The sequence below is a fragment of the Shewanella sp. SM20 genome (assembly GCF_025654545.1).
In the GTDB taxonomy this organism is placed as follows: Bacteria; Pseudomonadota; Gammaproteobacteria; order Enterobacterales; family Shewanellaceae; genus Shewanella; species Shewanella oncorhynchi.
The window spans coordinates 75248-100541 of record NZ_JAKKRK010000008.1; the positions used below are offsets into that span (position 1 = coordinate 75248).

Here is a 25294-nt window from a genome sequence, read left to right on the forward strand (position 1 = left end):
TGTGAGTGACTTGTGGCTATTAGCGATTATTTTGATAGGGCTTGTGGCTGGCTTAATTAGCGGCCGTATCAATCCAGCGGTATTGTTTTTATTTGCATTTTTGCTCTGTTATTTGCTTGGCATGGTTGCGCTCGATACCGCATTAACAAGCTTTACCAATATTGGCTTAGTCACGCTGGTCCTCTTGGTATTGGCCGCGACGGCGTTAGAAAAAACGTCCCTGCTGGGAAAGTTGAGTCAAGTCATAGGCAATAGTTCTTTGCCTATGACAATGGCAAAGCTCGGTTTTTCGACGGCTTTACTGTCGTCATTTACCAATAACACTGCAGTTGTGGCATCACTGATTGGTGTTGTGCGCCGCAATCAAGCACACGCGCCAGCTAAGTTATTATTGCCGTTAAATTATGCGGCAATTTTAGGTGGCACACTGACCCTGATTGGTACCTCGACCAACTTGATTGTGAACTCCTTTGTAGAAAACGCCGGCTTACCCGCCTTAGGCTTCTTCGAGTTTACGCCAGTTGCAGTGGTGATCGTCGTCGCAGGCATCTTGTTACTGACCTTACTGGCGAACATTCTGCCCGACAGACGGGAAGAATCAGGTGAAGAAGCGCTGCCATATTTGCTCGAAGCCCATGTGGCGAAAGGTTCGTCCTTGGTCGGTCGCAGTGTGGTGGATAACAAACTTAGGGCACTAAAAAAGTTATATCTGGTTGAATTAGAACGCAGTGGCATTTGTATTTGCCCTGTGCCGCCCCAGTTAGTGTTGCAAGCGGACGATGTGCTGCGCTTTAGTGGCGCGGTGGAATCGGTTGAGTTATTGCACCAATTCGATGGTTTAGATTGGTTTGGTAAACATCAAGCCAAAGGACAAAATTTAGTTGAAGCTGTACTCGCACCGTCATCCAGTTTAGTGGGCAGTTCGTTGAAAGCATCGCGTTTTCGTGAGCAATTTGATGCGGCTGTGATGGCCATTCGCCGCGGAAATCATCCGCTGAAGGGCGGACTCGGTGACATTATTCTGCAACCCGGTGATGTGTTGTTATTGACGCCAGGTGATGGTTTTAGCAATAGCGCAAAGCTGAGTTCAGAGTTTGCAGCGATCAGTGGCTTAGATTTGAATGTGCGTCTAGACAGTCGTCGTGGTCGTTGGGTATTGCTGGGCTTTGCGGCAACGATCGTCCTGAGTGTCACTGGCATATTACCCTTGGCTAAAGGTTTAGTGATATTGCTGCTCAGTTATTTTGCCATAGGCGCAGTCACACTGGCTGAGCTTAAACGCCGTTTCCCATTGGAATTAGTGGTGATCGTGGGGAGTGCATTAGGGCTTGCCAACTTGATGATGAGTACAGGCCTTGCGAACAGTTTAGCCCAAGGATTACTCTCAGTTATTAACGGTTATGGGGTATTTGGCGCTTTTGTCGGCGTGTATTTAATGACCTTATTGCTGACTGAACTGGTGACCAATAACGCAGCGGCGGCGCTGGCGTTCCCTATCGCTTACGCGATCGCGCTTAATTACGGTGTCGATGCAAGGCCCTTTATTATGGCCGTTGTCTTTGGTGCCAGCGCGAGCTTTATTTCACCCTACGGCTATCAGACCAATTTGATGGTATTTAATGCGGGTAATTATCGCTTCAGTGACTTTGTCCGCCTTGGATTGCCGTTATCTGTGCTGTATTCCCTGATAGTGATATTTATGGTGCCGATCATCTTTCCATTTTAGTGATTAGCTTGAGTTTATTGCCCTTATGTTAGCGGTTAGTCAACATGGGGATTGAGGAGTTTTTATGACAAATATCGTGTGGCATCAACATCCTGTAGACCAAGCCGCCAGAGCCGAGCAGAAAGGCCAAAACCCAGTACTACTTTGGTTTACCGGACTTTCTGGCGCGGGCAAGTCAACATTGGCGGGTGCACTAGAGCGGGCGTTATTTGAGGCGGGATTCCACACTTATTTGCTCGATGGCGATAATGTGCGCCATGGCCTGTGTAAAGATTTAGGGTTTACGGTTGAAGACCGTGATGAGAACCTGCGTCGTGTGGGTGAAGTGGCTAAATTGATGGTGGATGCGGGGCTTGTGGTGTTATCGGCCTTTATTTCCCCGACCCGTGAAGAACGTGATGGTATTCGTGCCCGTTTTCCTGCGGGGCAGTTTATTGAAGTGCATGTAGCGACGCCTTTGAGTGTGTGCGAGCAGCGTGACCCTAAGGGGTTGTATGTGAAAGCGCGCAGTGGCGAAATTAGCAATTTCACTGGTATTTCATCACCCTATGAAGCGCCATTAGCCGCTGAGTTAACCATAGATACCAGCAAAGGCGATTTAGTGACACAAGTGCGTGCATTAATCGATTATTTAACGGCGATCAATGTTATTAATGCCGATAAGGCAAAAGCGCTAGCTTAACATTTAGCCCTTATCTTGCTTAAAAGGAGCCTTTAGGCTCCTTTGTTATTTCTGGGTTTTACTGCTTATACCATTGATTCATAATTTATTTTTATAGTGCGATAATTATTCTATTTTAAAGTCTTTAGCAAATAAGAGCTGTAGAGCCTTCAAGTATTCTTGATCTGGCTTAGGCTGTACTAGTTGGGCGAGTTCATCGCCAATCGGTGTTAAGCGATAATAACTAAAAAGCAGATTACCGCTCTTGGGCGTAAGCTTCATTTGTATGCCTTGCAGGGCAAATTGAATCGGTGTTTTGTTATTGAGTAAACCGGTTTCGAACTCACTGCTGTGAAGTATTCCTGCATCGACTAAGGTCAGAATACTGGAATAGGGTAGCCCAAACTGGGATAAGCCTAAATTGACTGAGGTGGTTTTACGGAAATACTGGCCAATCCCACCTGACAAGCGGTAGCCACTGATGAGTTTTAGGCGCTGCTCGTTATTTACCTTAGCCGCCATGCCAAGGGCTTTTTCTAGAATTTGTGCTTCCCTGTGAGTCAGTTGCTTGAGCAGCGCTAGGGTACGTAGACTGAAGTTTCCCGGATTCACTATCTCGCTCGACAATATCCGAGCCCACAAATCTTGCATCTTACGGTTATGGATTTGTTCCGCCATCAAGAAAAATTGATGGCTCCAATCGGGATCAAGATCGACCCCAGTGACATCTGAGTGGGTATAACTGAGGGCTAAGGCAAAAATGGTTTCCACATTGGCCTGATATTCGCTCGATAACTTGCGTGCTCTATGTTGAGCTCGCTCGGCTATTGAGGCGTTCGCAGGGCGATATTCTTGCTCACTGGCGAGCCCTAATTGGCGACCAAGTAGCAGGGCTTTTTTGCGAGCGGATACCTCGGATGCTGACTCGCCTTCTTCTGCCAACAGTAAAATATCTGAATCCTTCATCGCGTTATTAATCCTTGAGCCTGCACTGTGGTTGAGGTGTGGGCTTAGTGAACTCTTACATTCGGTTGTAGCTTACTTTAGATGATCATCTCTTTAGTTTGAGCATCTCGTTAAGCCAATTCTTTGGTTCGTTATTATGCCGTTTTATTTAACGACTTTAGCGATTGATTTCGCACTTTTAGTTGGCCAAGACCATAAGGTTTCATTACCCGGTTCAGGATGGCGCGGAACATTCAGCGCTAGCAGTAACGAACATACGGCAAAGCCCGCCCCTATGTAAAATACAAAGGCGGGATCGGTTAACCATAATAAGCCCAAAAGCACAGGAATAATCACAGCCGCTATGTGGTTTATGGTGAAACTGACTGACATAGTGGCGGCAATGTCTTTGCTGTCGGCGATTTTTTGAAAATAGGTTTTCATCGCAATTGCCATCGCAAACAGTAAATGATCGATGACGTAGAGTGCTGCCGCCATATGGGCTTGTTCGACTAGGGCATAGCTGATAAAGACTAAGATGAGTCCAATATATTCCACAGTAAGCGCATTACGCTCACCAATACGTCCAATCAAACGACCAATAGCAGGCGCAAACAGTAGATTAACGGCATAGTTGATTAAGAACAGCGCAGTGATTTCACTGACGCTATAACCAAACTTTTCAACCATCATAAAGCCCGCAAATACCATAAAGATTTGCCGCCTCGCACCTGAAAAAAAGGTGAGCAGGTAATAGAGCCAATAGCGTTTACGCAGTATGATTTTTTTGTGTTGTATTTCCGTTGTCTCAAACTTGGGGTAATACCATGTTATGGTTAGCACAATGATGAGACCTAATACGCCTATAATCAAATACATATGCAGGTAGTCCAGCTTCAACCAAGTCATTACTAGCCAAATGCTGGCATAACCGACTAAAGCGGCCGCCGAACGCCACGCCAGTGCTTTCCCCATAAATCCAGCCGCGTCTTTTTTATCGACCCATTGCAGCGTTAGCGATTGGTTGATGGTTTCAAAATAGTGAAACCCGACAGACATCAACACAGTCGTTAGATACAGGCCTATGACCTGAGGAAAGAAACCTGTTACCGCTACGCCGATACATAAAATGGCGAGCGAGAGCAGGGCGAAGGCTTGTTCTCGAATGAGCAGCAGCACAAAAATTGCCGTAAAAGCCAAGAAGCCGGGGATTTCGCGCAGGCTTTGTAACATGCCGATTTCAGCACCAGTGAATTGGGCTTTCTCAATCACGAAGTTGTTGAGCAATGCCTGCCAAACGGCAAACACGAGTGACATAACAAAGGTCATCCACAGCAAGAGTGCTTTAGGATCTTTTGCTTGAATAGCTTTCATGGATAAGGGACTCAGGCGATAAGTGTTCAAATGCTAATGCTTTTTTCTTAGGTTGGCTATATAAGGTGTGACTTATCCCTTTCAATTTTGTAACAATGTTTAGGCGAATTAACTCCCTAGGTTACAAAGACGCTAAAGCGAGAATATACCTAAGGCGTTATTTTTGTGAGGCAGTTAAAACTACCGCATATACTTGGGGTGTTTGGCGCTAAGCCCGTGATCTATTTCATGTAAATTGGCGGGTAAATCACCTAGTATGAAATATCTTAATTGTCATTTTACTTTTGCATACCAAGTTAAATTCCACTGGAATGCCAATGACTCTGAGTGTCCATTGCTACTTTTAGCGCATTTAGTCTGAGCGTTGTGATGTCATTTGATATGCCAAACGGGCATAGAGAGTCGAAATTAAGTCGCCTACACCGTCTTTTCTAGGCCGCTTATTGTTATTTTGCTTGGGATTAATCGAGGCTAAATTGAAAAGAATTCTTATCATTTACTCTAGTGTTCACGGCCAGACCCAAAAGATTGCTAAAAAGCTCGCACAGCAGTTAATGGCTTTGGGTAATGAAGTGGTTACTGCCGATATCAAGGCCGCTCCAGTGCTCACTGAGTTCGACAAAATCATCATAGGCGCCAGTATTCGCCATGGTAAACATAACCCAAGTTTGTACGAGTTTATTGAAAAGCATCAAGCCGTATTGACGGATAAGGTCAGTGGTTTTTTCTCTGTCAGCTTAGTGGCACGTAAACCCGAGAAAAACACCCCAGAGACCAATCCTTACATGCAGGCATTTTTAAGTAAAACCACTTGGCGGCCACAATTGTTGCGCGTTTTTGGGGGTAACTTGAATTACCAAGGCTATAACGCTTTAGATAGAAATATTATCCGTTTCATCATGTGGTTAACTAAAGGACCTACTGACCCTGTTACCAATGTTGAATACACGGATTGGCAGAAAGTGACTGAGTTTGGTGAGCAGATCCACAGCGCTTAAGCTTGATATCAAATTTCGGTGCTTCATTTAGCCCTATTCTATTCGCGCCCTGCAAGCTGTATGTATGCCTTAGTCACAAGGGCAAAGGAGCATTAAATATGATCAGTATGATGACTAAACTTCGCTCCTTATGCCGAGTCATTATGGCGCAACTGCATGTGTGGATTGTCGTGTCGACTATCTTACTCGTGTGTTCCAGTCCGTGGATTTTTATGGGCCGACGGATACTCGATAACGCCAGTTTTTGGGATTATTTGCATGTATATTTAGGTTTAGCGTGTACTGTGCTTGGGATTCTTTTCTTACTCAGCAATATCTTGCGTGGCAAGTGGCACCAATACTTTGGCTGGTTGGCGGGCGATTGGTCACAGTTAAAGCAAGATGTTGTTGGACTTACTAAAGGTAAACTCCCCGTCGCTGGTGGCAAAGGGCTGTTTAGTGCCATAGAAGGTATTGGCATGCTGTTGCTGGTGGCTACAGGGGTTACGGGTCTAGTTTGGTTTATCGTTCAAGGGACGCCAACGGCACTGACATGGCGTGGTTATCACCAAGTCTTTGCGCAGGCTTTTATTGGTTTCTTGATCCTACATCTCGTCTTGGCTGCGAGCCATATTCTTGATTTTATTCGGCAATAAACTTCAGAACCCATATTGAGCGCTTATACCAATCACTTGGATTGAACACGCATAAAAATGGCCTCCTAATTTGGAGGCCATTTTTTTATTCCAACGATTGTTTTGAATTAGCTAAGACGTTGCTGACGGGTCACACCAATTGCGGCGGCGAAGACTAGAAATAACCAGCTTAGACTGCCACCCGATGAGGTTTTAGCGGGGGCGGCATCTTTCTCAACAGCAAGGTAGTTAATTAACCCAATTAACTCATCTAAGGTTTTGATGCTGTTTAAATTTACCGCATATTTATCGTTCACGATAAAGGCGGGTACGCTGTCGATTTTGAATTCATTCTGTTGGGTGCGCCACAGGGAAAGCTTTTCATTAGTGCTTTTGCTATCGGCTAATTCATCGTATTTAGCAGCATCGACACCAAATTGGGCGAAGACTTTTTTGATGTCATCACGGCTGTTAATTTGCGGCTCGTGCTGATGGCCAGGTGCACTATGATCGTGGCCGTTTGCGCCCTCTGCACCTTGGATTGCGGTAAACATGGCATGGGTTAAGGCGTCTTTGTTATCAATGCTTTGGATCACGGCTAATGAACGCATCACTTCGGTGCCAATGTCGCTATTCATAAAGTCGACATGCTTATTGTCGAAACTTATCTGTTTGTTGAGGTTTGCCTTGATATCAGGCAAATAGTTGGTTTCCATATTGAAGCAGTTATGGCAATAAAATGAATAGAATTCAGTGAGTTTTGGTTCGCTGCTAGGCGCTTTGGTCGAGATTTGAGTGTAATGTGTGCCTTCAACAAAATTGGCGGCAAAGGTGCTCAATGGTGCAATCGCTAAGGTTACAGCCAAGGCTAATTGTTTAATCATAGTTTCCTCAAATTCGGTGGGATTGAATTCACAATGTCAGTCGTTGTTATCGTTGACATTCAACGGTCAATATAAGAGATAGAGTGAACTTCAACCTAGGAGTTAAGCTAGCCAAAATGCCAGCGTTGACGCATAGGTTCAGGTTAAATGGAAAGGCTTAATTATGACTGAATTAGCATGAAGCTAGTAGGCTAAATCTGTGATCTCAATGGAAGTTTTACCTTAGATTTGGCAGGACTGTAGACAGGATCGCATCGCTAAGTCGGTGCATGTTGATTAAAGCCCAGTTCTGCATCACCACTGGCTAAATTCTTACGCAATATCCCTAAGCGACTGCCAAGCTTCGCACACCTCGCGAAAACGCGCCGCATCGCCATCGGGCCTGTCTGGGTGCCATTTGAGTGCTAAACGACGCCATTGCTTGCGGATATCACGGGCGGTAGCACTCTCGTCTAATTCGAAAACTCGCAGCGCGTTACCTTTGTTCATCAGATTGATATTTAAGCCAATATAGCTCTTATAATTGCTCCAGAATGCCTCAAGTAATTCTCGTACTACGTTTTCGCTAGTGTCGTAGTTATTCCAATCGAGGTAATACTCACGCAGGGAAGTATCTTGCATTATCAGTAAGTTAACGTTTGATGGTACTAAGCGGAAGATTTGAATTTCCATGGCTTTGACTTGTAGCCATTGCTTGGGCAGTAATATTTCCTGCAGTTCAAACAGGGCGTTCATCAGTAGGAAGTTACGTTTGAATAAATCGTTACCCGGATTTTCATCAAGCTGGTGGATCAGCCCTTGGGTTTGTAATTCAGTGGCTAAGTGATGGATTTTCCAACTTTGATTTGAGGCTTGTAAAACCGTAAGCAACGGCCAAATCAGTGGGTTATCGCCCTTAGTGTTTGCAACTCGAATCGATTGAGGTTCTTCAGTGAGTGAGGGTTTGGCAAATAACATACTGACTGTCCCATCCTAAATTGTGAGTGTTACCAATGCGCCGATAAAACCGCTGTGCTGCAACAAAGATGACTCGAAAGGCGACGATAAATGATCATTCACTAAGTTGAGCCGCAAACTATGCCACAGAGCCAAAGTGTAGGCAAAGATGAATTTTAGAGCAATACCGTGATGGTTTACTCCTACTTTAGATGGTTTCTCGGCGTAAATAAGCCGTTAACAGCAGTTAAGTTTTAGGGGAAGGTAGTTAAGAGAGGGCTAGTTTTAGACATGATGCCCTTATTTATATCACATAAAATCAAGGGCATGCTTATTTTTACATAGAGTGAAGGACTAGATTTCGGTGAAGATCACTTCTTGATCTAAGCGAGACTTAGGCAATTTAGCGTTGAAATCATTTTCTGAGTGATAACCCAAGGCGACAACCACGCAGGCACATAGACCTTTCTCTCTTAAGCCTAGGACTTGATTCATTTTAGTGGCATCAAAACCTTCGATCGGACACGCATCAATATCTAATACACTTGCACCGAGCATTAAAGTGCCAAGCGCTAAGTAGACTTGTTTTTCCATCCAATGCTGGGCATCTTTCAGCTCAAATTTATGCATATTCGCGAAGAAAGAACGGCCATTATGTTGGCCTTGCTTGGCTTCTTCATTAGCAAAACGGCCATCCTTCGCTTCTTGCTCGAGTACTTGCAGTAAGTGTGCTTCATCTAATTGAGCACGAGCACAGAGTACGAGTACATGGGAAGCATCGAGAATTTTTTGGGTATTAAACGCATAGTTTTCGGTCGCTTGGGCAACTAACGCTTTACCTTCCGCCGTACTCGCTAACACAAAATGCCAAGGCTGTGAGTTAGTCGATGATGGGCTGTACTGCAATAAGGTTTTGATTTCTGATATTTTATCCGCAGGAATCGTCTTAGTTGGATCAAAGGCCTTAGTGGTGTAGCGCTTTTTGGCGAAGAAACTTAAATCACTCATGTAACGGCTCCAAATCATTAAGGAATACAAATTCAATGGCAGCATTTTAAGCAGGTTTAAGTAAAAAACAATGTGATCAAGGCAGGTATTAGTTTCAAAAAATTTTTGAAACTGGCTTTAGAGTAAGTGATGAGAATGATTGAAACACAAAGAAGCTTAATTGAAGTGCTAGATAGGGATTCTGTGAATTCGTTGCTAAGTTACTGACAATATTAACCATGACAATTGGCTTAAGCTCACTACAGAGTTTGGTAAATTATTTCATGGCCCCGTGGGTACGCAGCAAAGCTGCACCGGTTATTGAGACGTTAGTTACTCTTGAGGTAATTCTATACATGGTTGACTTTAAGGAATAAAAGTTGGAAAAATTTGAAATAATTGAGCTCGCTTGTGATGTATTTTCAACAATATCTGGTGATTTAAACGAGGGGATATACAAAGATTTGAACGGTAATTTATCTGTAAAATGGAGCACTAAAAGGTCTTTTTATGCTTGTGCTTCTGTCAGGTCCTCTGTAGAAGAACCGCCTCTGCATCATATAGAGCTGACTTATGATACCGCAACATTGCTTTATCGTGATATTGAAGACTATTACGAATATATTAAATTTGGTGCTGATAACGATAAATTTGATATCTGGTTTGAAGGCTTTGATTATCCCAAATCCCTATCATCTGAATCGCAGAAAGAACATTGCTGCAAAAATATGTTTATCAGTGGCCTAACGTGGATCTTCTTTCATGAGCTAGGTCATTTGGTTCAAGAACATGGATATATAAGAAAATTATATGATTGTAGTGGAAGTACAGATGTTATTGATTGCTCTTCCTACGACAATGAAAAATATAATAGTACCAAAGGAAAATCATCGGCGGTTTCTCACGCTACTGAGATGGCTGCTGATTATTTTGCAACTATATCAGTACTCAGCGCTTTATTGCGTCACTTTGAAAGCGACGAACTCGAAAATGAAATAAAGACCTTCTCATCGGCTTTAGCTTTGGTCCTTTACAGATTTCATGGTATTAAATCATATTCAAGCACCGAAATACCCGAAGGTAGTCACCCTCCACCTTTGATTAGGCTTGAAAATACAATGCCTCTTTTTTTTGAATTTTACTCTACTCAAGAGTTGCTGAAATCGAATGGTTCAAATATGAGTCGTCTCGATCTTATAAACATTACTTCTTGGTCTTCATTTTCTGTAGGGATTTTCTGGCTGAGGAAAAATATGCAGTCTGGAGTGCCTGAAGATTTCTTCCTTTCAGGGAGCCTTCAAAGGCCCGGTATGAAAAAATATCATCGAGTCATCATAGATATCTGGGATGAAATTAAACCCAAGATAGATCAGGTGAAAAGGTTAGATAATCCTTTCGCTGAATTAAGGTTCAGTGATGAATATAGGGAGATACTTCAGGAAGGTTGTTGAAATTTCTTTCTGCAATGCAACTAACAAAGCGTTGACAACCGTTCGCGTTGTTCATTGGGACCTAAAAAGCTACGCTTTTTCGGCTCTTTAACTCAGCGTTAAACCCATAGAAATTTTAATTCGAAACTGACGAGTTAGAGCAAAGAGCCTATCACGTTTCTGTCCCAAAGCGTGCTGCGTAAGGCTTTTAAATCTACAGATTACGCTAATGCCAAAAGGTGAGCCATGGTGATTAGCGAGACGACCGTCCGCCCCATGGACGGGGCGGTCGAGCATCCACGGATGGACTGGCTGCGAGTCGATGAGCGAATGCCATGGCAAACCTCTAAGTCGGGGCCTATGCATTCAGTTCTCAACAGCTTAAGTTATAAGTCACTCCATCTTACTATTCGTGCACATTTTCCAATGCACTTTTATCCCAAAGCGCTTTATGTATCTCTTTCAAATCTACTGGTTACGTTAGTACTAAAAAGGCAAGCCAGAGAGTTATGCAAGATGGCAATCCGCCCCTATCCCCAATGATGAATTTAACTGAATCCGCTTCAGCTAGCGTAATACTTTGCTTAAAAACGCTTGGGTACGGGCTTCTTTCGGGTGGCTAAATAGCTCATCTGGCGGACTAGATTCGACTACATAGCCGCCGTCCATGAAGATCACGCGATCGGATACATCCCGCGCAAAGCCCATTTCGTGGGTAACAATCACCATGGTCATGCCCTTTAGCGCTAAGTCTTTCATCACATCTAGCACATCGCCGACCATTTCTGGATCGAGTGCCGATGTCGGCTCATCAAATAACATCAAGTCTGGTTCCATCGCTAATGCGCGGGCAATGGCGACCCTTTGCTTTTGGCCGCCCGATAAACTAGCGGGATAGGCATTGGCTTTGTCACTCAAGCCAACCTGTGCCAGTAGGTCGAGGGCTTTCGTTTCGGCCTGAGCTGGCGTCATCAGTTTTAGGCTGATGGGTGCTAAGGTGATGTTTTGAATGACGGTTTTATGGGGGAACAGGTTAAAGTTTTGAAACACCATGCCCACTTTTTGCCGCAGTTTATCGACGCAGGCGTTTGGCGCTGTGATCAATTGACCCTCAATTTCAATATCGCCTTGGCTTGGCTGCTCTAACAGATTGATACAACGCAAAAAGGTACTCTTGCCGCTGCCGCTTGGGCCAATCACACTCACCACTTCACCCTGACGAATATGCTCGCTAATACCCTTGAGCACTTGGTTATCGCCGAAGTTTTTATGCAGGTTGGTTATTTTAATCACTTTGTTTCAACCTCTTTTCAAATTTCGACAGCACAAACGTGAAGCTGTAGGTCAGGAATAGGTAAATAAGGGCGCAGGTAAATAAGGGCACACTGTCCTCGAAGGTACGGCTACGGATGATTTCACCGGCGCGCATAAGGTCAACACCACCGATAAAGCCAATAACGGCGGTTTCCTTGAGGAGCACGATAAATTCATTACCAAGTGCGGGCAGAATATTCTTAATCGCTTGGGGCAGAATAATCGATTTCATGGTCATTGCTTGGGACAAGCCAAGTGAACGTGCCGCTTCGGTTTGACCTTTATCAACGGCTTGAATCCCCGCGCGGATTATCTCAGAAATATACGCGCCGCTATTGAGACCAAAAGCGATAATGGCGGCAGTGATCTTATCGACATCTAAGGCTGAAAGCACGATGAAGTAAAGGATCACTAACTGCACAACCACTGGCGTGCCACGGATAACACCGACATAAAGATTGGCGGGGAAGCGGATATACCACTTAGACGACATCTTCATAAAAGTGGTGCCAATGCCTAACACTGCGCCTAATAACATGGCGAAGAAAGTGACGATTAACGTCACCTTCAAACCATTTAATATCAGCAGTATACCTATCATGCCGTCTTCGCCAATTGGGCTGAACAGCGAGTTATTAATTGCGTCTATCATGCTGATATCACTTTATATGGGCAGAAACGAGCGTCTGATATTGGCCGTCGGCTTTCATGTTAGCCAGTGTTTTATTGATGCTCGCCAACAGTTCAGGCTGCTCTTTAGACACGGCGAAGCCATAAAACTCAGCAGGAAAATCCAGTTTGATCATCTTTAATTCAGGATTTTTAGCCAGATAGTTAGCGGCAGGTTCGCTGTCGAATAACACTAAATCTACCTTTGAATTTTTAAGCTCCATAATGGCTTCGAAACCCGTATTAAAGGCGGTGATATTTTGGGTGTATTTCTTCGACATTATGTCAGCAGTTGTGCCTAACTGCACCGCAAAGTGTTTGTCTTTAATATCTTCAAGCGTATGAATACTATCGTTATCTTTGTTGACTAGTACGACTTGAGTCGCTTCGTAGTAAGGCTCAGAGAAGTTTACGTTGGCCTGACGTTCAGCGGTTATCGTCATACCTGAGGCGATAAAATCAATCTTGCCTGAGTTGAGTGCGACGATCAGTGAATCGAATTTCATGTTTTCGACTTTCAGTGTCTTGCCCGCATCTTTAGCGATTTGCTTGGCCAGATCGATATCAAAGCCTTTGATTTCATCGCCACTTTGGCCGCCAACATATTCAAAAGGAGGGAAGGCGGCATTAGTGCCAACGACTAATACGTCATCGCTTTTTCCACATCCAGCTAACAACAAGGTGGCAGTTAAGGTCAGGCCGCCTAATAACATGGATTTTTTCATTTAAGACTCTCTTGTTCGATTTCACTATCAGTGTGGCGACTATAGGCAGATGAGCATTAAGTGTCAATAATTATGCTGTTAATTTGATTAAAAATTCATTTCTGTTTTGCGATTTTCAGTCGCAAGATTGAGGGGCGCTGCTTTCCTGTACAAATTTGTGTGTAAGTTGTTTTTTCTGGGTTGAATTATTGTGCCTTGGTCTATAACTATTGTTACTGTTAGGTTTTTGGCTATCTATACTTCTGTGGTGTTTATTAGCGGCTTCTCAATGAGAGTGTCATAATTTGAACTATCGCCTATTATTTTTTGATTAAATTGGCTAGTTTAGCCGCTCTTTAACGGCAACCTTAGTTGGTGTTATTCCTATTTTATGCAGTTTAATCCTCTGGCTGATTTGATTATTAAGCTAGAAACGATGTTTCAGGAGTCAAAAGTGAACTATCTCAACTCAGCATTAGTGTGTTTAGCCCTGTGCTTATCGAGTGCACTGCAGGGCGAAGAGCAAACTCAGTGGCATTACAGCTTAGGCAGCCATGATTTTGTGGTCGAGGATTCTCACACCTTAGGGGTGAATGCGAGTCTATTGTTAGAACATAAAACCCAAAGCGATATTTTGCTGACGGCGGCGCTGGATGCCTATATAGACGTAGATGTCGATAAACTCGACCCTGACCACATCCCTGTGTGGTTTAAGTCTGCCTATGCCGCGAGCGGTGAACTTTATCGTGTTAATCCCGCGTTTTCATTTGGTTGGCAGTTCGATTTACAGGGAAAGCGTAATACCGTTAGCTCGGTTGAGAAACAAGCTAAGGTATTTCCTGGGCTGACAGCTAACTTTGATGGGCAAGCATTACAGGCCCAGTTCAAGGCGGGGGCGGGTTATTATTATCTCGAAATCGATGATGATGTGCCTAGAACTCGAGGTTACGATCGTGGCGATTTTGGCAATGGTACGTTTGCTTATACTTTTATGGGAAGTGTAGGGGCTAATGTGACGCCTAAGCTACATATACAGGTTGCCGCACAAACCTGGCAAGACGAAGACCAATGGTTAGAGAATCAATATCGCTTTGAACTGAGTTACCAAACCGATTTTTGGCGGCCTAATAGCGTGTTAATGCTGAGCGCTGATCACACGCAATACAATTTAGACCACTATGCCAAAGTCGATGTTAACTCGGCTGAGTATTTGCCTATTCTGCCATGGGATAGAGATACGCTAGTGCGTTTAAGCTTAGTGGTTCCTTGGTAAGAATAGGGTTATTTATGGGTTAAGTGCTTCTCGACTAAGGCGATCATGGCTTGAGCCGCGAAGGACAATACTTGGTCTTTGCGCCAAAAGAGGGATAGCTCCCAGCGCAGCTCGTCACTCGCCAGAGGGATATTTACGACGCCGGGCACGCTGTAGCGCCGCGCGATGGAGCGCGGCAATACCATCACCCCTGTGCCCGCGGCGACTAAGGCAATACCGAAATCGGCTTGGCTAACGCGGGTAATGTTTTTAGGGACAAATCCGGCGTGTCTGCAGGCATTGAGCACTAATTGATAGAGGGTGTATTCAGTTTCGAACATCACCTGAGGGTCGGCACTGAGATCGCTAAACGATAATATCTGTCGGGTGGATAACGGATTTTCCTTAGGCAGTACCACTACCATAGGATCGTTAAACACGCGTATGCCGTCATAGCCCTCATCAAAATCAATAATCCCAGTGGCTAGTTCAATTTCGCCCTTTTGGATTGCCGCGGTTTGCTCTACACCGCCACGGACGAGTAAGTGCATCTCTATCTGCGGATATTGCTGGCGATATTTGGCAATAATCGGGGCAAAAATTTCGGCACTACCTAGAGGAGCCAATCCCAGATTGAGTTCGCCTGCGGTTAAGCTGCGCTGCGCCGTGAGTTCGGCGAGCATGCGTTGCCTTCCGGCGAGCAGGTCTTTACCGTGTCGATAAACGACTTCGCCTGCGGGAGTGAGTTTAACTTGGGTGCCGCGTTTACCGCGCTCAAGTAAGGTGAGATCGAGTTCTTGTTCTAACTGGCGTACGGCTTTTGATAACGCAGGTTGGGTGAGGTGGACTTTATCGCTGGCTTTACCAAAGCCTCCGGCATCGACGATTTCGATAAAATAGCGAATAACTTTGAGGTCCATTGGGCTTCACCTTTAAATGCATTCTTAAAATTCATGTATTACATTCTTAATATTCATTTTTTTTATCAAATAAGCAAGCCTAGAATAGCCCCATAGAAAACTTTGTTCTAACCGAGAAAATCATGTCATTCCCACAAGCCGCAATACGTCAGTGTCGACATTGGGCTTTGTTATTAACCCAAATCGGCCTCTTCTGTTTACTGTCCTTTGCTTGTCATTGGTTCGCCACTTGGGCACATTCTCCTATTCCTGGGAGTGTGATTGGCTTAGGCATACTCTTATTTTTATTAGGTTTTAAACTCATTCCAGAAAATGCCGTACAACTGGGCGCCGCTTGGTTGATTGGTGAGTTATTGCTGTTTTTTATCCCGCCAGTGATTTCGGTCATTAAGTACGAAGGTTTGTTTGAGCAATACGGCACCAATATATTGTTCACTTTAGTGATGGGCAGTGTGTGTGTGATGTTTGGTACAGGTTTTGTGGTCGATAGAGTGTTTCGTTTTGAGCGCCAACTGAACATCAAAAAGCAAGCCCGTCGCCACGCTAAGGCGGCTTAATGATGACTGACTCAAAAGTGGTGGATTTTGTGTTGTCGCAGACGGGATTAGCCTTATTCAGCTTATTGCTGACCGTATTCTGTTACTTCGGTGCCAAGCGTCTCTATAAGTACCATAGAGTCTGGTGGTTAGCGCCCATAGTGTTAGCGCCAATAGTGATTACCTTATTGGTGTTTAATCTTAAGATCCCGCTGCCAACCTATTTTGAATACACCCATTGGTTGATGGCCATGTTAGCGCCAGCGACTATCGCCTTTGCTTTGCCGATTTATCGTGAGCGTAACTTGATCCGCCAGTATCCGCTGACGATAGGGTTAGGTGTGACGGCGGGATTGTTTTTGGGGATGATGTCTTCTTGGCTGCTGGTGAAGTTTGTGCCCTTGCCGGTGGAGTTATCTAAGAGTTTGCTGGTACGTTCGGTGTCGACGCCCTTCGCGATGGAGGCGACCAGTGCCTTTGGCGGCGTGCCTGAGTTGACGGCCATGATGGTGTTAATCACAGGCGTCATTGGTATCTTGGTATGCGATCCCTTATTCAAATTTATGCGTATTCGTACTTCGTTAGGTAAAGGTGTTGCTCTAGGGGCATCTGCCCATGGTGCGGGCGCCGCAAAAGCCAATGAAATCGGCAAGCAAGAGGGCGTTATCGCCAGTTTGACTATGATTTTTATTGGTATCGCTATGGTATTAGGCGCACCCGTTTTTGCATTGATTTTTATCTAGGCTTTGAATGCTATCGTGTGAGTTTTATGGCTTGAATTTACACACCTCAATTTCGGCAAATTTGCCTCTTCGAGCGCTAACTCCTTCTCGGTTATGCGCTTTTTTTTTGAGCTTACCTTCATAAAATGTGGCATGCTGTACCAAGTTGAAATACATAGTATTAATGGTGATACCTATGTCTAGTAAGTCAGACAAACAACCAAACACGCAATACAGCGTGAGTTTACGCCCGGTTATTGAAAGTGACCTTGAAGCTATTTTTGTGCATCAAAGCGATCCCATTGCTAACCAGCTTGCTCAATTTCCTCCTCGGGATCGGGAAGCGTTTTTTAAACATTGGCATCAAAATATTCTTGGACAAGTGAATGTATTACCAAGGGCGATAGTGGTCGATGGCAAGTTTGTGGGCAATATTGGGCATTGGCAAAGTGATGGACAAGCGCTTATAGGGTATTGGATTGACCGTGAATATTGGGGCAAAGGTATCGCGACACAGACCTTAGCGCAATTTTTGCCTTTAGTCAGTTTAAGACCCCTCTTTGCCCATGTGGCTAAACATAATTTAGCTTCACAGCGAGTGCTGCTCAGACACGGTTTTGTGCTGACAGACCAACTGATACAAGAGTGTGAAGATACTGAAGCTTTACTCGAATTTGTCTTACGCTAGCGGATAAGATGCTATAACGCGACATTTTAGGGCGTATGTTAACGCTTTCATTCGCCTAAAATGACGTATTTAGATGCTTGAAACCACTGTTGTATAGGGACTTTTGTTAAAAGTGCAAAAAGTCGCCCATTATTTTCATTTCAAATTATTCTACTGAAAAAAGCCTCTTTCTAAGATTTTGTCTCTACTGTAATTGAAAAGCCTAGATCTAGATGCTTTATTGCTCTGGATTGGTGACAGGTTAAGCTGGTTTTATATAAAAAAATTGAGAAGAAAGTGCTGATCTTACTGATAAAAGTCTAATTGCATTCTATTTCTTTCACTGTAGAACTCCTATACTTAGCCAAAACCTGTGCCATAGCACAATCGATCCCTTATCTATTCAGTGAAATCTATATGAAGATCCGTTTTCTGCTCAGTAGTTTTATTCTTGCGTGCAGCAGTCTCACCGTTGCCACGACAGCGCATTCAGCCGATTCGGCCTCTGTCGCATATAAAAGTACCAAAACTCAATCGACAGCAAAAACGAAGCAAGCACCATTAAAGCAAGAAATTGCAGGACGTAGTGCGATAGTCGTGGACTTAAAAACCAATGAAGTGCTTTATTCCAATAATCCTAATGCAGTAATGTCAATTGCATCTGTCACTAAGTTGATGACAGCTATGGTGGTGCTGGATGCAAAGTTACCTATGGAGCAAAAGCTTGCGGTAAACATCCGTGATACCAAAGAAATGAAAGGTGTTTATTCTCGAGTTCGTATCGGCAGTGAAATCAGCCGAAAAGAAATGTTATTACTGACCTTAATGTCATCAGAAAACCGTGCCGCTGCAAGTCTTGCACATCATTATCCCGGTGGCCATAAAGCTTTTATTAAGGCGATGAATGCCAAAGCAAAAGCGCTGGGAATGAAAAATACCCGCTATGTTGAACCTACAGGTTTATCCTATAAAAACGTTTCGAGTGCCAGTGATCTGATTGTCTTACTCAAGGCCAGTGAAAAGTATCCTATGCTAGGCCAGCTGAGTTCGACCGAGAAGAAGACGGTTACCTTTGCCAACCCAAGATACAGTTTAGATTTTCGTAATACCAATCGTTTGGTTTATAAAGATAACTGGGATATTCATCTAACCAAAACAGGCTTTACGAATGCTGCGGGGCACTGCCTTGTGATGCGTACTGAAATGGCAAAACGCCAAGTGGCATTTGTCGTGCTCGATGCCTACGGCAAATATACTCATATTGCGGATGCTAACCGTTTACGTAACTGGCTAGAGACTGGCAAAGTCACTCCTATTCCTGCTGAAGCTAAGCAATATAAGAAACAACGTAGCCAGCAGCAATTAGCTAAGTTGAGTGAGACCTAGTTTCTCGGTTGCAGCTTTATAAAAGTACAAACACAAAGGCCAGATGAGCAATCAATCTGGCCTTTATGTTTTAACGCTTTGAGTTTCTACTCAATTTTGATAAATTTATGATGGATTTGAGCGTACCATAGTCGTTATTTTATGTTCTCAAGGATGACATTCGTGTGGATGTATTTTTAAAAAAAATTCAACTTATCTATTTTCCCTTCTTATTTCTCAGCTTGTTATTTGTTTCTGGTTACAGTTTTGTCCATTGGCTGTTGTTGGTTAACCTTGAGTTTTTTAGCCTAGATGAAGATATCGTTAATTTGTGGCTGCCGCAGATACTGTCTTGGCTATTGTCGATCATTTATATCCGGCCTAGGCTAAAACGACTCAAGTTTGTTAAAGATAATTCGCGCTTTTTCTATTTATTGATCGCGGTGCAATTAATGGCTGTTCCTTGCATCGTTGCGCAGGAATATCTCAAGACTACCACGGGTAAGTTAACGCAATTAGCTTCGATACAAGAATTATATCTACATGAAAATACTCAGTATTATAAGTTACAGCAATCTTATATTGATAAGACGCAAATTGGTTTGCAGCGAAGCCTAGAGGTTACAGGTAAACATAGTAGTCACTTAAATATGGCGCTGTATATCGCTATGCCGATTTTTGCCGAGCGTGCAGACAGTTGGCATGCTAAGGCCCTCGCTTGGTATGGTAAAGTTTATCAGCAGGAGATCAGTAATCGACTTGAACCCAATGAGAAAGAAGCGCAATTCAAAGCATTTTTGGCTAAATCCCTAAATGAGTTCAATGAGTTGGACCCCCAGAGTTTTGTTTACCTTGAACAATTAGCTCCATCCTCTCTTCGTTCAGAGTTGCTCAGCGCCGCACAAAAAAGTCCGCTTTACCAAGCCGAACATCAAACGATTTTTATGCCCAAATTTGAGCCATTTGAGGCTCGTAATGGCCATAAGTTAGTGTGGATTTTTATCTGGTTTGTTGTTGGCGCTTTAGTCTGGTTTGTACTCTTACTGCGGGTCAATCTGGATGAGAAAAGCGTAAAGCCGAGACGCAAATAAATCACGCTCGGCCTTGGATTTAATAAAGTTTAGGCATGTTCAAACATTAAGAACAAGTAAACGATAAACAAGACTATATGAGTCGCGCCATGCAATGCATTGGTGCGACCGCTACTAAAGCTGACCTTACAGACCATTAAACTGGTGATTAACAGTACCATGTCGGCGGGTGACAGGCCTAAATGGACTTCTTGATCTATCACGCTGCCAATAATTAATACCGCAGGGACTGTGAGTGCAATCGTCGCGAGCACAGAGCCAAAATACAGATTCATTGCCCGCTGTAATTGATTGTTTAACGCGGCCTTAAAGCCTCCCACAGCTTCGGGGGATAAAATCAAGCAGGCCACAATAAAGCCCCCTAATGCCTGTGGAGCACCTAGGGTTGCTACGCTGTAATTGATGGGCATAGCTAAGGTTTTTGCCAGCAAAATGACCACGAGTAAGTAGCCAATTAATAGAATCGTATGGTAAGCATTACTGCGCAGTATGCCGTGGTGTTCCTCATGGTCTTCATGATCGGCATCGACAAAGAAATGGCTGTGGCTCTTCGTCTGTACCACTAAAAAGACGCCATAGAGCAGAATTGAAATAATGATCAGCATCCAAGACATGGCTTTAGACATGCCGCCAATAGTGCCACCTTCGGTAAAATTAGGCAGTACTAAACAGAGTAGGGCGAGGGGAATAATCGCCACGAGATAGGATTTTACGCCATCTAAATTGAAATGCTGGGTATGGTAACGCCAGCCGCCAAGTAATAATGTAAAGCCCACTAAGCCATTGATGATCAACATGACGACGGCGAACATAGTGTCGCGCGCCATGACAGGGTTGGGTTCTCCGGTCAGCATCACGGAGGAGATCATCACCACTTCGAGTGAAATGACCGATAAAGTTAAGATTAAGGTGCCATAGGGATCGCCAAGCTTAATCGCTAGTGCATCTGAGTGGCGTACCACAGAGAAAATAGCCCAAGTCACTACACCCAATAGGGCGAGTGAAACGGGAATATAGGTCGAGAGGGCGGTGCCATCGGCGAGTAAGCTATCGCCACCGGTTTTAAAGAATACTAAGGTCAGTATTCCCAGTAGCAGGGCTAACTCGTCTTTCATAAATGTCTTCATAGGCAATTTGTCCTAAACGAAAAAAAAGGCCGTTAGTATAGACACTGGTTATGGCACACTTTGCATGAAACTTCCTTTAGATTTGGAGTTAAGGATAAATGTTTGAACTAGATCGCTTTTTAATCTAAAACCCCATTTTTAAGCTAGCCATGGTGTTCTGTTTTAATCAGCTTGCCGAGTTGATCATAATGATTCCAATCCCCTGATTCTCGATCGCTGAGATAACTGCCTTCAGTGCGTTTTTCACCATTAGGCCAAAAACTTTGCCATAAACCTTCCTTGCGATCCCTAAGATAAGTGCCTTGTTCGGCTAACTTGCCATTGTTATGGTAATAGCTGGCATCGCCTTCTTTTTGGCCTTTCACCCAAGTTTCAACGAGTTCTGGCTTACCGTTCTGGTGATATTGTTTAACTTGACCATCAAGCGAACCCTTAGCATAAATTGCCTCTAATTTGAGTTGGCCGTTACTGTAATATTCTTTCGTTTGGCCATGGCTTTGACCGTCTAAAAACTCAGTGCTAGCAGCTTGCATCCCGTCCTCAAACCAGCTTTCCCACAGTCCAGTTTGATTACCTTTATCCATAGCCCCGCTGAGTTTTAGCTGGCCATTGTTGGGATAGTACTCGGCATACGGGCCTGTTTTGTCATTTTTATCATAGGTTTCTGAGCGGTAAACCACTTGCTTAAAGCTGTAAAACTCGCGAATTCCATGGCGCTTGTTTTCCTGCCAATGGCTTTTTTGCTGGATATTCCCCTCGGGGATTGTGCCATAGGTAGGGTCTTTTTCTTCGTAGCGATAATCTGTCCATAGACCGGTTTTTTGGCCGTCCAGATACTCCCCTGTCACACGGCGGCGTCCGTGGTAATACTCTGTATAGTTACCATTAAGTTTGCCATTGGCGAAGGTTTGCTCCCGTTGTTTCAGGCTTTCGCTGTACTGTATCCATAGGCCTTCTTTATTGCCGTTTTGATATGTGCCTTCTTCATTGGGATCACCATTGGCATACCAGCGGGCGAAATGGCCATCGAGAGGATAACGACTGGCATTGTCTTTTTTATCCCGTGCGTAGTGAGATACTTCCCGAGGTTTACCGTTATCGTAAAATGACTCATATTTTCCGACCCATTGGCCATCGATACGTTCGCCGCGCTCACTCACTGTGCCGTCGTCAAAATAGGTTTCTGATTTCCCTGTTGGTTTACCTTCAACGTATTGATCTAGCGTCCGCAGCTTGCCATTGTTGTGGTAACGGCGTGATTCACCGTGACGCTGCCCTTGTCGCCATTGCTCGGAGGATTGCAGCTTGCCGGCATGATAGCGCTCAAATTGGCCATCCTTAATTCCCATGTTGTAATGGTTTTTTTCGAGCAAATTGCCTTCGGTGTCATAACGCTCCGATGGTCCATGAAGCGGGTATTGGCCATTGTCAGCCAGCTTTGAGTCTTGGTAGTTACGTAATTCTCTAAGTTGGCCGTTGTTGTGAAAATACTTTTGCGTACCGGCGAGTAGATCCTGTTTATAGTTGAGAGCACTGGTGAGAATGCCCTCGGCATTAAAATATTGTTGTGGCCCGTCTAATGCACCATTAACATACTGTTCTTCAACTTGTAATTTACCTGCATCATTAAATTGCTGGCATTTCCCTTGGCGTTGCCCAGCGCTATATTGGCAGCGGCTGGCGAGTTCACCATTGGGGTAAAATGTCCGTTCTTCACCCTCGAGCAGATTGAGATTAAATTGGCTGCTGCTCGATTTAGTACCGTCATCGAAAAAGGTTTCCCATGCTCCTTGGCGACGGCCTTCGGCATCGAAGCGGCCCGTCACTGTGGCTTGTCCATTGGGATTTTGTTCTAAATAAGAACCTGAGAGTTGGTTGTTCGCATAACTCTGGCTTTGGGACAAGGTACCGTTTTCATAGAAACTTTCCCATTTCCCGTGGCGCAGATTATCGAGGTAGCTTTCTTGGGCTTGCAGTTTGCCACTGGCATAGAAACGTTTTACTTGCTCCTTTTTACCGTCTTGATAGCGCGTCGTTTGGCTGAGATGGCCGCTGCTGTTGTATTCTTTCCATTCGCCCGTGGGCACGCCTTTGGCAAATTGCTGTTCCTCAGTAACTGCGCCGCTCAAATCGAACATATGCCAAGTGCCATCTTGATAACCCTGCAGATAGTTTCCTTCGACTAGCTTGCTGTTATTGGTATGAAATACTTGCCATTTACCATTAGGGATCCCCTCGGAAAACTGCCCTAAGGTATAGCCTTGGTTGTCGCGCACTATGGCGATATCGCCATTTAAGGGCATGCCAGTGGCGAGATTGTAATAGCTGGGAATTCCGTCCTGTTGGCGGATTTCGACCATCATGGAGGAGAGATTTTGCGCTGCTTGTACATGGACACTGGTTAAGCTGGCTCCCGCAATCGCGAGGCTGATAAAGCGAAATGACGTATTGAACATGCTGATTCCTTGCTCTGTTCTGTTCTGGGTCTTAAGGCCGCGCGGTTTGCAGCCTATACAAGAATCCTAATTTTTTGCTGTTGAGTTTATTTATCGGGCTGTGCACTTATATACAGTGCACAGCGCCAAGGGTTAAGTTAATCGATTAAGCGAATATGCTTAAGCTAAAACATCGGGAAACCAGGGTCAGAGGTGACCACAGGTGGCGGTATTTCCTGATTTAAAAACTGCCCATGATTGTAGCTATTAATCACTTCAATCCAGCCATGCTCCTCAAACTCGTATTGCTTACCATGAAGCCTGCCCTGCTCATCATAATTCGCGATTTGGAGCACATAGTCCTCTGATGAGCGCAGTTCCCAATGGCCGACTTGTTTGCCTAGATCGAAACGTCCATACCAATAGCGTCTTTCAGGATTGGGTATTGGGCGGAAACCGTACTCACCATCGGTAAATATCCAATCGCCATCCTGTTGACCATTGCGGTACTCGCCTTTTTCATACAATTGACCATTGTTGGCGTAACGTTGCACTAATCCATCGGGGTTGCCATGGTTAAAATTTATTAATTCAAGCAGTTGCCCTGAACTTGTCTCATTACGAAACTCGCCATGGAGTTCACCATTGTCATCATAGCTAAAGGTGAGGCTGGTATCCTCTTGCTGCTTCTTCCATTTGCCTGAGGGCTTGTCATTGGAATATTGACCTTGCTCGGCCACCCAACGCTTACCGGTTTTATGGTCGATTTTCACCATTTCATAGGAGCCTTCACGCTTGCCCTCGTTAAAATACTCGCGGGAAACGGTGTTTACATCAGTTTGGCCGAAGGATTTAATATGTAAGCCAGTCAATTTTTTATCGAGTTCCTCGCTGCGACTCACTAACTCGCCTCGCTGGTAGTCTTCGCTGAGTGACCAGTTTTTGAGTATGTCGTTTTCTGTGCTCTCAATCAGTTGGCCCTTGCTAAAGCGCTGCTGCTTACGATAAACCCAGCGATTACCTTGGTATTTGCTGTCGGTGTTTTTTTTTATTTGCCCTTGCTCATCGTATTCGATGGATTGGAGGGCATCCCCTTTATCGTTGGTCACTTCCTTTAATTTGATCTGACCATTTTCATAATAAGTCAGTTGCTCACCGACCTGATAATCAGCTTGATATTGGTAGTGACGCTTGACTTTGCCATTGTCAAAATATTCAAAATAGTCACCTTGCCTTTTGTCTTTAACGAACTCTTGGGTCGAGATGACTTGCCCATTCAGGCCCCAAGTTGTCTCAGTGCCATGCAATAGGCCATCAACGCGATGTGTTTCGCGGTTGAGTTTGCCAAGATTAAAATATTGGCTCACACAGGTCGGGTCATTGCAGATTTTTGCGGTAACTTCGCCCTCAGGACTAAAATGTTCGCTGATGCCGACTTCTTTGCCTTTTTGAAAGTTCACTTTGTAACGGATATTGCCGCCATTCCAATAAGCAGTTTCGAGGCCTTGCTTCACACCATTTTCATAGTGCGATTCAACATACAATTGGCCGGTGGCAATGTATTTTTTTAGCAAGCCATGAAGTTGACCTTGCCCATTGCGAAAGCCGTGCTCGTACGGCTTGCCATCCTCAAAGTAACATTGATAAGCACCGCGGAATTGTTCGCTTGTGAGGGTTTTACCGATTTTGTTATCGGCGAGGGCACTGGCGCAGAAAAGCATATCTTTGTTTTTGTAATAAACCTCAGCCTTATAATTTCCGTCGATAACTTCGGTCGATTGTTTTAGATAGTATTGAGCCTGTTTTTCATCTTTGACAACCTTCCAATGGGCATCGAGTAACACCTTTTGTGCATTGGCATTGGCACTGATAGTGATACAGATAAGTACCAGTGCTCCAAGGAGCAGTTTTACTGTAAATAGACGCATAACCGCTCC

At 44.4% G+C, this 25294-nt stretch carries 23 protein-coding genes and 1 pseudogene; 12 read left to right on the plus strand and 12 right to left on the minus strand.

The features are described from left to right. Position 1: 1 nt before the first annotated feature. Both L5M18_RS05415 and cysC read left to right on the plus strand, forming a co-directional pair. Positions 2-1726, plus strand: coding sequence for an SLC13 family permease (locus L5M18_RS05415; RefSeq protein WP_263196159.1), 1725 nt, complete (start codon positions 2-4; stop codon positions 1724-1726). Positions 1727-1790: 64 nt separating this feature from the next. Further along, entirely contained in the window at positions 1791-2408 is a 618-nt protein-coding gene (cysC, locus tag L5M18_RS05420; protein ID WP_105251589.1) for an adenylyl-sulfate kinase, read from the plus strand. A gap of 105 nt (positions 2409-2513) precedes the next feature. On the opposite strand, the gene L5M18_RS05425 is transcribed toward cysC, so the two are convergent. Then, the gene (locus L5M18_RS05425; protein ID WP_028761753.1) at positions 2514-3353 is read right to left on the minus strand and encodes a TIGR03899 family protein; all 840 of its coding nucleotides are present in this window, start codon (positions 3351-3353) and stop codon (positions 2514-2516) included. A gap of 144 nt (positions 3354-3497) precedes the next feature. Then, complete coding sequence (locus tag L5M18_RS05430) at positions 3498-4706, minus strand: MFS transporter (RefSeq protein WP_113939002.1); 1209 nt, start codon at positions 4704-4706, stop codon at positions 3498-3500. Positions 4707-5182: 476 nt separating this feature from the next. Between L5M18_RS05430 and hemG the strand changes: the two genes are divergently transcribed. Beyond that, positions 5183-5704, plus strand: a complete 522-nt coding sequence (gene hemG / locus L5M18_RS05435) for a menaquinone-dependent protoporphyrinogen IX dehydrogenase (RefSeq protein WP_028761755.1) — start codon at positions 5183-5185, stop codon at positions 5702-5704. A gap of 107 nt (positions 5705-5811) precedes the next feature. Then, positions 5812-6339, plus strand: a complete 528-nt coding sequence (locus L5M18_RS05440; protein ID WP_263196174.1) for a cytochrome b/b6 domain-containing protein — start codon at positions 5812-5814, stop codon at positions 6337-6339. Positions 6340-6446: 107 nt separating this feature from the next. Here L5M18_RS05440 and L5M18_RS05445 read toward each other — a convergent pair whose 3' ends face one another. The 3 genes from L5M18_RS05445 to nfsB all read right to left on the minus strand — a co-directional run bounded on the left by L5M18_RS05445 (position 6447) and on the right by nfsB (position 9146). After that, positions 6447-7202: a DsbA family protein gene (locus tag L5M18_RS05445; RefSeq protein ID WP_263196160.1), complete on the minus strand. Its 756-nt coding sequence runs from the start codon at positions 7200-7202 to the stop codon at positions 6447-6449. A gap of 312 nt (positions 7203-7514) precedes the next feature. After that, complete coding sequence (locus L5M18_RS05450) at positions 7515-8159, minus strand: DNA-J related domain-containing protein (RefSeq protein WP_006082872.1); 645 nt, start codon at positions 8157-8159, stop codon at positions 7515-7517. A gap of 333 nt (positions 8160-8492) precedes the next feature. Then, positions 8493-9146, minus strand: a complete 654-nt coding sequence (nfsB, locus tag L5M18_RS05455; RefSeq protein ID WP_263196161.1) for an oxygen-insensitive NAD(P)H nitroreductase — start codon at positions 9144-9146, stop codon at positions 8493-8495. A 208-nt stretch (positions 9147-9354) separates the two neighbouring features. Between nfsB and L5M18_RS23470 the strand changes: the two are divergent. After that, a pseudogene (locus tag L5M18_RS23470) lies at positions 9355-9450 on the plus strand (transposase); the annotation flags it as partial. A gap of 55 nt (positions 9451-9505) precedes the next feature. Further along, entirely contained in the window at positions 9506-10576 is a 1071-nt protein-coding gene (locus tag L5M18_RS05460; RefSeq protein ID WP_263196162.1) for a hypothetical protein, read from the plus strand. Positions 10577-11122: 546 nt separating this feature from the next. Here L5M18_RS05460 and L5M18_RS05465 read toward each other — a convergent pair. Genes L5M18_RS05465 through L5M18_RS05475 form a run of 3 tightly spaced genes read right to left on the minus strand, consistent with a single transcriptional unit; the run spans position 11123 to position 13263 of the window. Further along, positions 11123-11848, minus strand: coding sequence for an amino acid ABC transporter ATP-binding protein (locus tag L5M18_RS05465; RefSeq protein ID WP_028761645.1), 726 nt, complete (start codon positions 11846-11848; stop codon positions 11123-11125). After that, positions 11841-12521 (minus strand): amino acid ABC transporter permease, encoded by a 681-nt coding sequence (locus tag L5M18_RS05470; protein WP_063883787.1) that lies wholly within the window; start codon positions 12519-12521, stop codon positions 11841-11843. The genes L5M18_RS05465 and L5M18_RS05470 overlap by 8 nt, the downstream gene beginning before the upstream one ends. A 7-nt stretch (positions 12522-12528) precedes the next feature. After that, a complete protein-coding gene (locus L5M18_RS05475) occupies positions 12529-13263 on the minus strand; it encodes a basic amino acid ABC transporter substrate-binding protein (RefSeq protein WP_263196163.1) in 735 nt (244 codons plus the stop codon). Positions 13264-13696: 433 nt separating this feature from the next. On the opposite strand from L5M18_RS05475, the gene L5M18_RS05480 reads away from it, so the two are divergent. Beyond that, the gene (locus L5M18_RS05480; RefSeq protein WP_263196164.1) at positions 13697-14515 is read left to right on the plus strand and encodes a hypothetical protein; all 819 of its coding nucleotides are present in this window, start codon (positions 13697-13699) and stop codon (positions 14513-14515) included. Between the two features lie 8 nt (positions 14516-14523). Here the strand turns inward: L5M18_RS05480 and L5M18_RS05485 are convergent, their stop codons facing one another. Continuing rightward, positions 14524-15414, minus strand: a complete 891-nt coding sequence (locus L5M18_RS05485) for a LysR family transcriptional regulator (protein ID WP_263196165.1) — start codon at positions 15412-15414, stop codon at positions 14524-14526. A 122-nt stretch (positions 15415-15536) separates the two neighbouring features. Between L5M18_RS05485 and L5M18_RS05490 the strand changes: the two genes are divergently transcribed. From L5M18_RS05490 to L5M18_RS05510, 5 genes are all read left to right on the plus strand, one after another. Further along, positions 15537-15971 carry a CidA/LrgA family protein gene (locus L5M18_RS05490; protein WP_006082862.1) on the plus strand — a complete coding sequence of 145 codons (435 nt, stop codon included), beginning with the start codon at positions 15537-15539 and terminating at the stop codon, positions 15969-15971. A gap of 2 nt (positions 15972-15973) precedes the next feature. Beyond that, positions 15974-16693 carry an LrgB family protein gene (locus L5M18_RS05495; RefSeq protein ID WP_219251214.1) on the plus strand — a complete coding sequence of 240 codons (720 nt, stop codon included), beginning with the start codon at positions 15974-15976 and terminating at the stop codon, positions 16691-16693. 175 nt (positions 16694-16868) lie between these two features. Further along, positions 16869-17360 carry a GNAT family N-acetyltransferase gene (locus L5M18_RS05500; RefSeq protein ID WP_263196166.1) on the plus strand — a complete coding sequence of 164 codons (492 nt, stop codon included), beginning with the start codon at positions 16869-16871 and terminating at the stop codon, positions 17358-17360. Positions 17361-17756: 396 nt separating this feature from the next. Next, complete coding sequence (gene pbpG / locus L5M18_RS05505; protein WP_105251600.1) at positions 17757-18725, plus strand: D-alanyl-D-alanine endopeptidase; 969 nt, start codon at positions 17757-17759, stop codon at positions 18723-18725. A 164-nt stretch (positions 18726-18889) separates the two neighbouring features. Next, positions 18890-19795: a hypothetical protein gene (locus L5M18_RS05510; RefSeq protein WP_263196167.1), complete on the plus strand. Its 906-nt coding sequence runs from the start codon at positions 18890-18892 to the stop codon at positions 19793-19795. Positions 19796-19824: 29 nt separating this feature from the next. Here the strand turns inward: L5M18_RS05510 and L5M18_RS05515 are convergent, their stop codons facing one another. From L5M18_RS05515 to L5M18_RS05525, 3 genes are all read right to left on the minus strand, one after another. Beyond that, positions 19825-20922 carry a calcium:proton antiporter gene (locus tag L5M18_RS05515; RefSeq protein ID WP_025008445.1) on the minus strand — a complete coding sequence of 366 codons (1098 nt, stop codon included), beginning with the start codon at positions 20920-20922 and terminating at the stop codon, positions 19825-19827. A 143-nt stretch (positions 20923-21065) separates the two neighbouring features. Continuing rightward, the gene (locus L5M18_RS05520) at positions 21066-23378 is read right to left on the minus strand and encodes a toxin-antitoxin system YwqK family antitoxin (protein WP_263196168.1); all 2313 of its coding nucleotides are present in this window, start codon (positions 23376-23378) and stop codon (positions 21066-21068) included. Between the two features lie 164 nt (positions 23379-23542). Further along, positions 23543-25285, minus strand: coding sequence for a toxin-antitoxin system YwqK family antitoxin (locus L5M18_RS05525; protein ID WP_263196169.1), 1743 nt, complete (start codon positions 25283-25285; stop codon positions 23543-23545). Positions 25286-25294 lie beyond the last annotated feature (9 nt).

Excerpts from the sequence above, each read along its gene's own strand:
- L5M18_RS05490 (WP_006082862.1), top strand. The coding sequence starts at position 15,537 with ATGTCATTCCCACAAGCCGCAATACGTCAGTGTCGACATTGGGCTTTG.
- L5M18_RS05515 (WP_025008445.1), bottom strand. The coding sequence starts at position 20,922 with ATGAAGACATTTATGAAAGACGAGTTAGCCCTGCTACTGGGAATACTG.
- nfsB (WP_263196161.1), bottom strand. The coding sequence starts at position 9,146 with ATGAGTGATTTAAGTTTCTTCGCCAAAAAGCGCTACACCACTAAGGCC.
- L5M18_RS05525 (WP_263196169.1), bottom strand. The coding sequence starts at position 25,285 with ATGCGTCTATTTACAGTAAAACTGCTCCTTGGAGCACTGGTACTTATC.
- L5M18_RS05450 (WP_006082872.1), bottom strand. The coding sequence starts at position 8,159 with ATGTTATTTGCCAAACCCTCACTCACTGAAGAACCTCAATCGATTCGA.
- pbpG (WP_105251600.1), top strand. The coding sequence starts at position 17,757 with ATGAAGATCCGTTTTCTGCTCAGTAGTTTTATTCTTGCGTGCAGCAGT.
- L5M18_RS05425 (WP_028761753.1), bottom strand. The coding sequence starts at position 3,353 with ATGAAGGATTCAGATATTTTACTGTTGGCAGAAGAAGGCGAGTCAGCA.
- L5M18_RS05500 (WP_263196166.1), top strand. The coding sequence starts at position 16,869 with ATGTCTAGTAAGTCAGACAAACAACCAAACACGCAATACAGCGTGAGT.
- L5M18_RS05430 (WP_113939002.1), bottom strand. The coding sequence starts at position 4,706 with ATGAAAGCTATTCAAGCAAAAGATCCTAAAGCACTCTTGCTGTGGATG.
- L5M18_RS05485 (WP_263196165.1), bottom strand. The coding sequence starts at position 15,414 with ATGGACCTCAAAGTTATTCGCTATTTTATCGAAATCGTCGATGCCGGA.
- L5M18_RS05470 (WP_063883787.1), bottom strand. The coding sequence starts at position 12,521 with ATGATAGACGCAATTAATAACTCGCTGTTCAGCCCAATTGGCGAAGAC.
- L5M18_RS05445 (WP_263196160.1), bottom strand. The coding sequence starts at position 7,202 with ATGATTAAACAATTAGCCTTGGCTGTAACCTTAGCGATTGCACCATTG.
- L5M18_RS05520 (WP_263196168.1), bottom strand. The coding sequence starts at position 23,378 with ATGTTCAATACGTCATTTCGCTTTATCAGCCTCGCGATTGCGGGAGCC.
- L5M18_RS05475 (WP_263196163.1), bottom strand. The coding sequence starts at position 13,263 with ATGAAAAAATCCATGTTATTAGGCGGCCTGACCTTAACTGCCACCTTG.
- L5M18_RS05495 (WP_219251214.1), top strand. The coding sequence starts at position 15,974 with ATGACTGACTCAAAAGTGGTGGATTTTGTGTTGTCGCAGACGGGATTA.
- L5M18_RS05440 (WP_263196174.1), top strand. The coding sequence starts at position 5,812 with ATGATGACTAAACTTCGCTCCTTATGCCGAGTCATTATGGCGCAACTG.
- cysC (WP_105251589.1), top strand. The coding sequence starts at position 1,791 with ATGACAAATATCGTGTGGCATCAACATCCTGTAGACCAAGCCGCCAGA.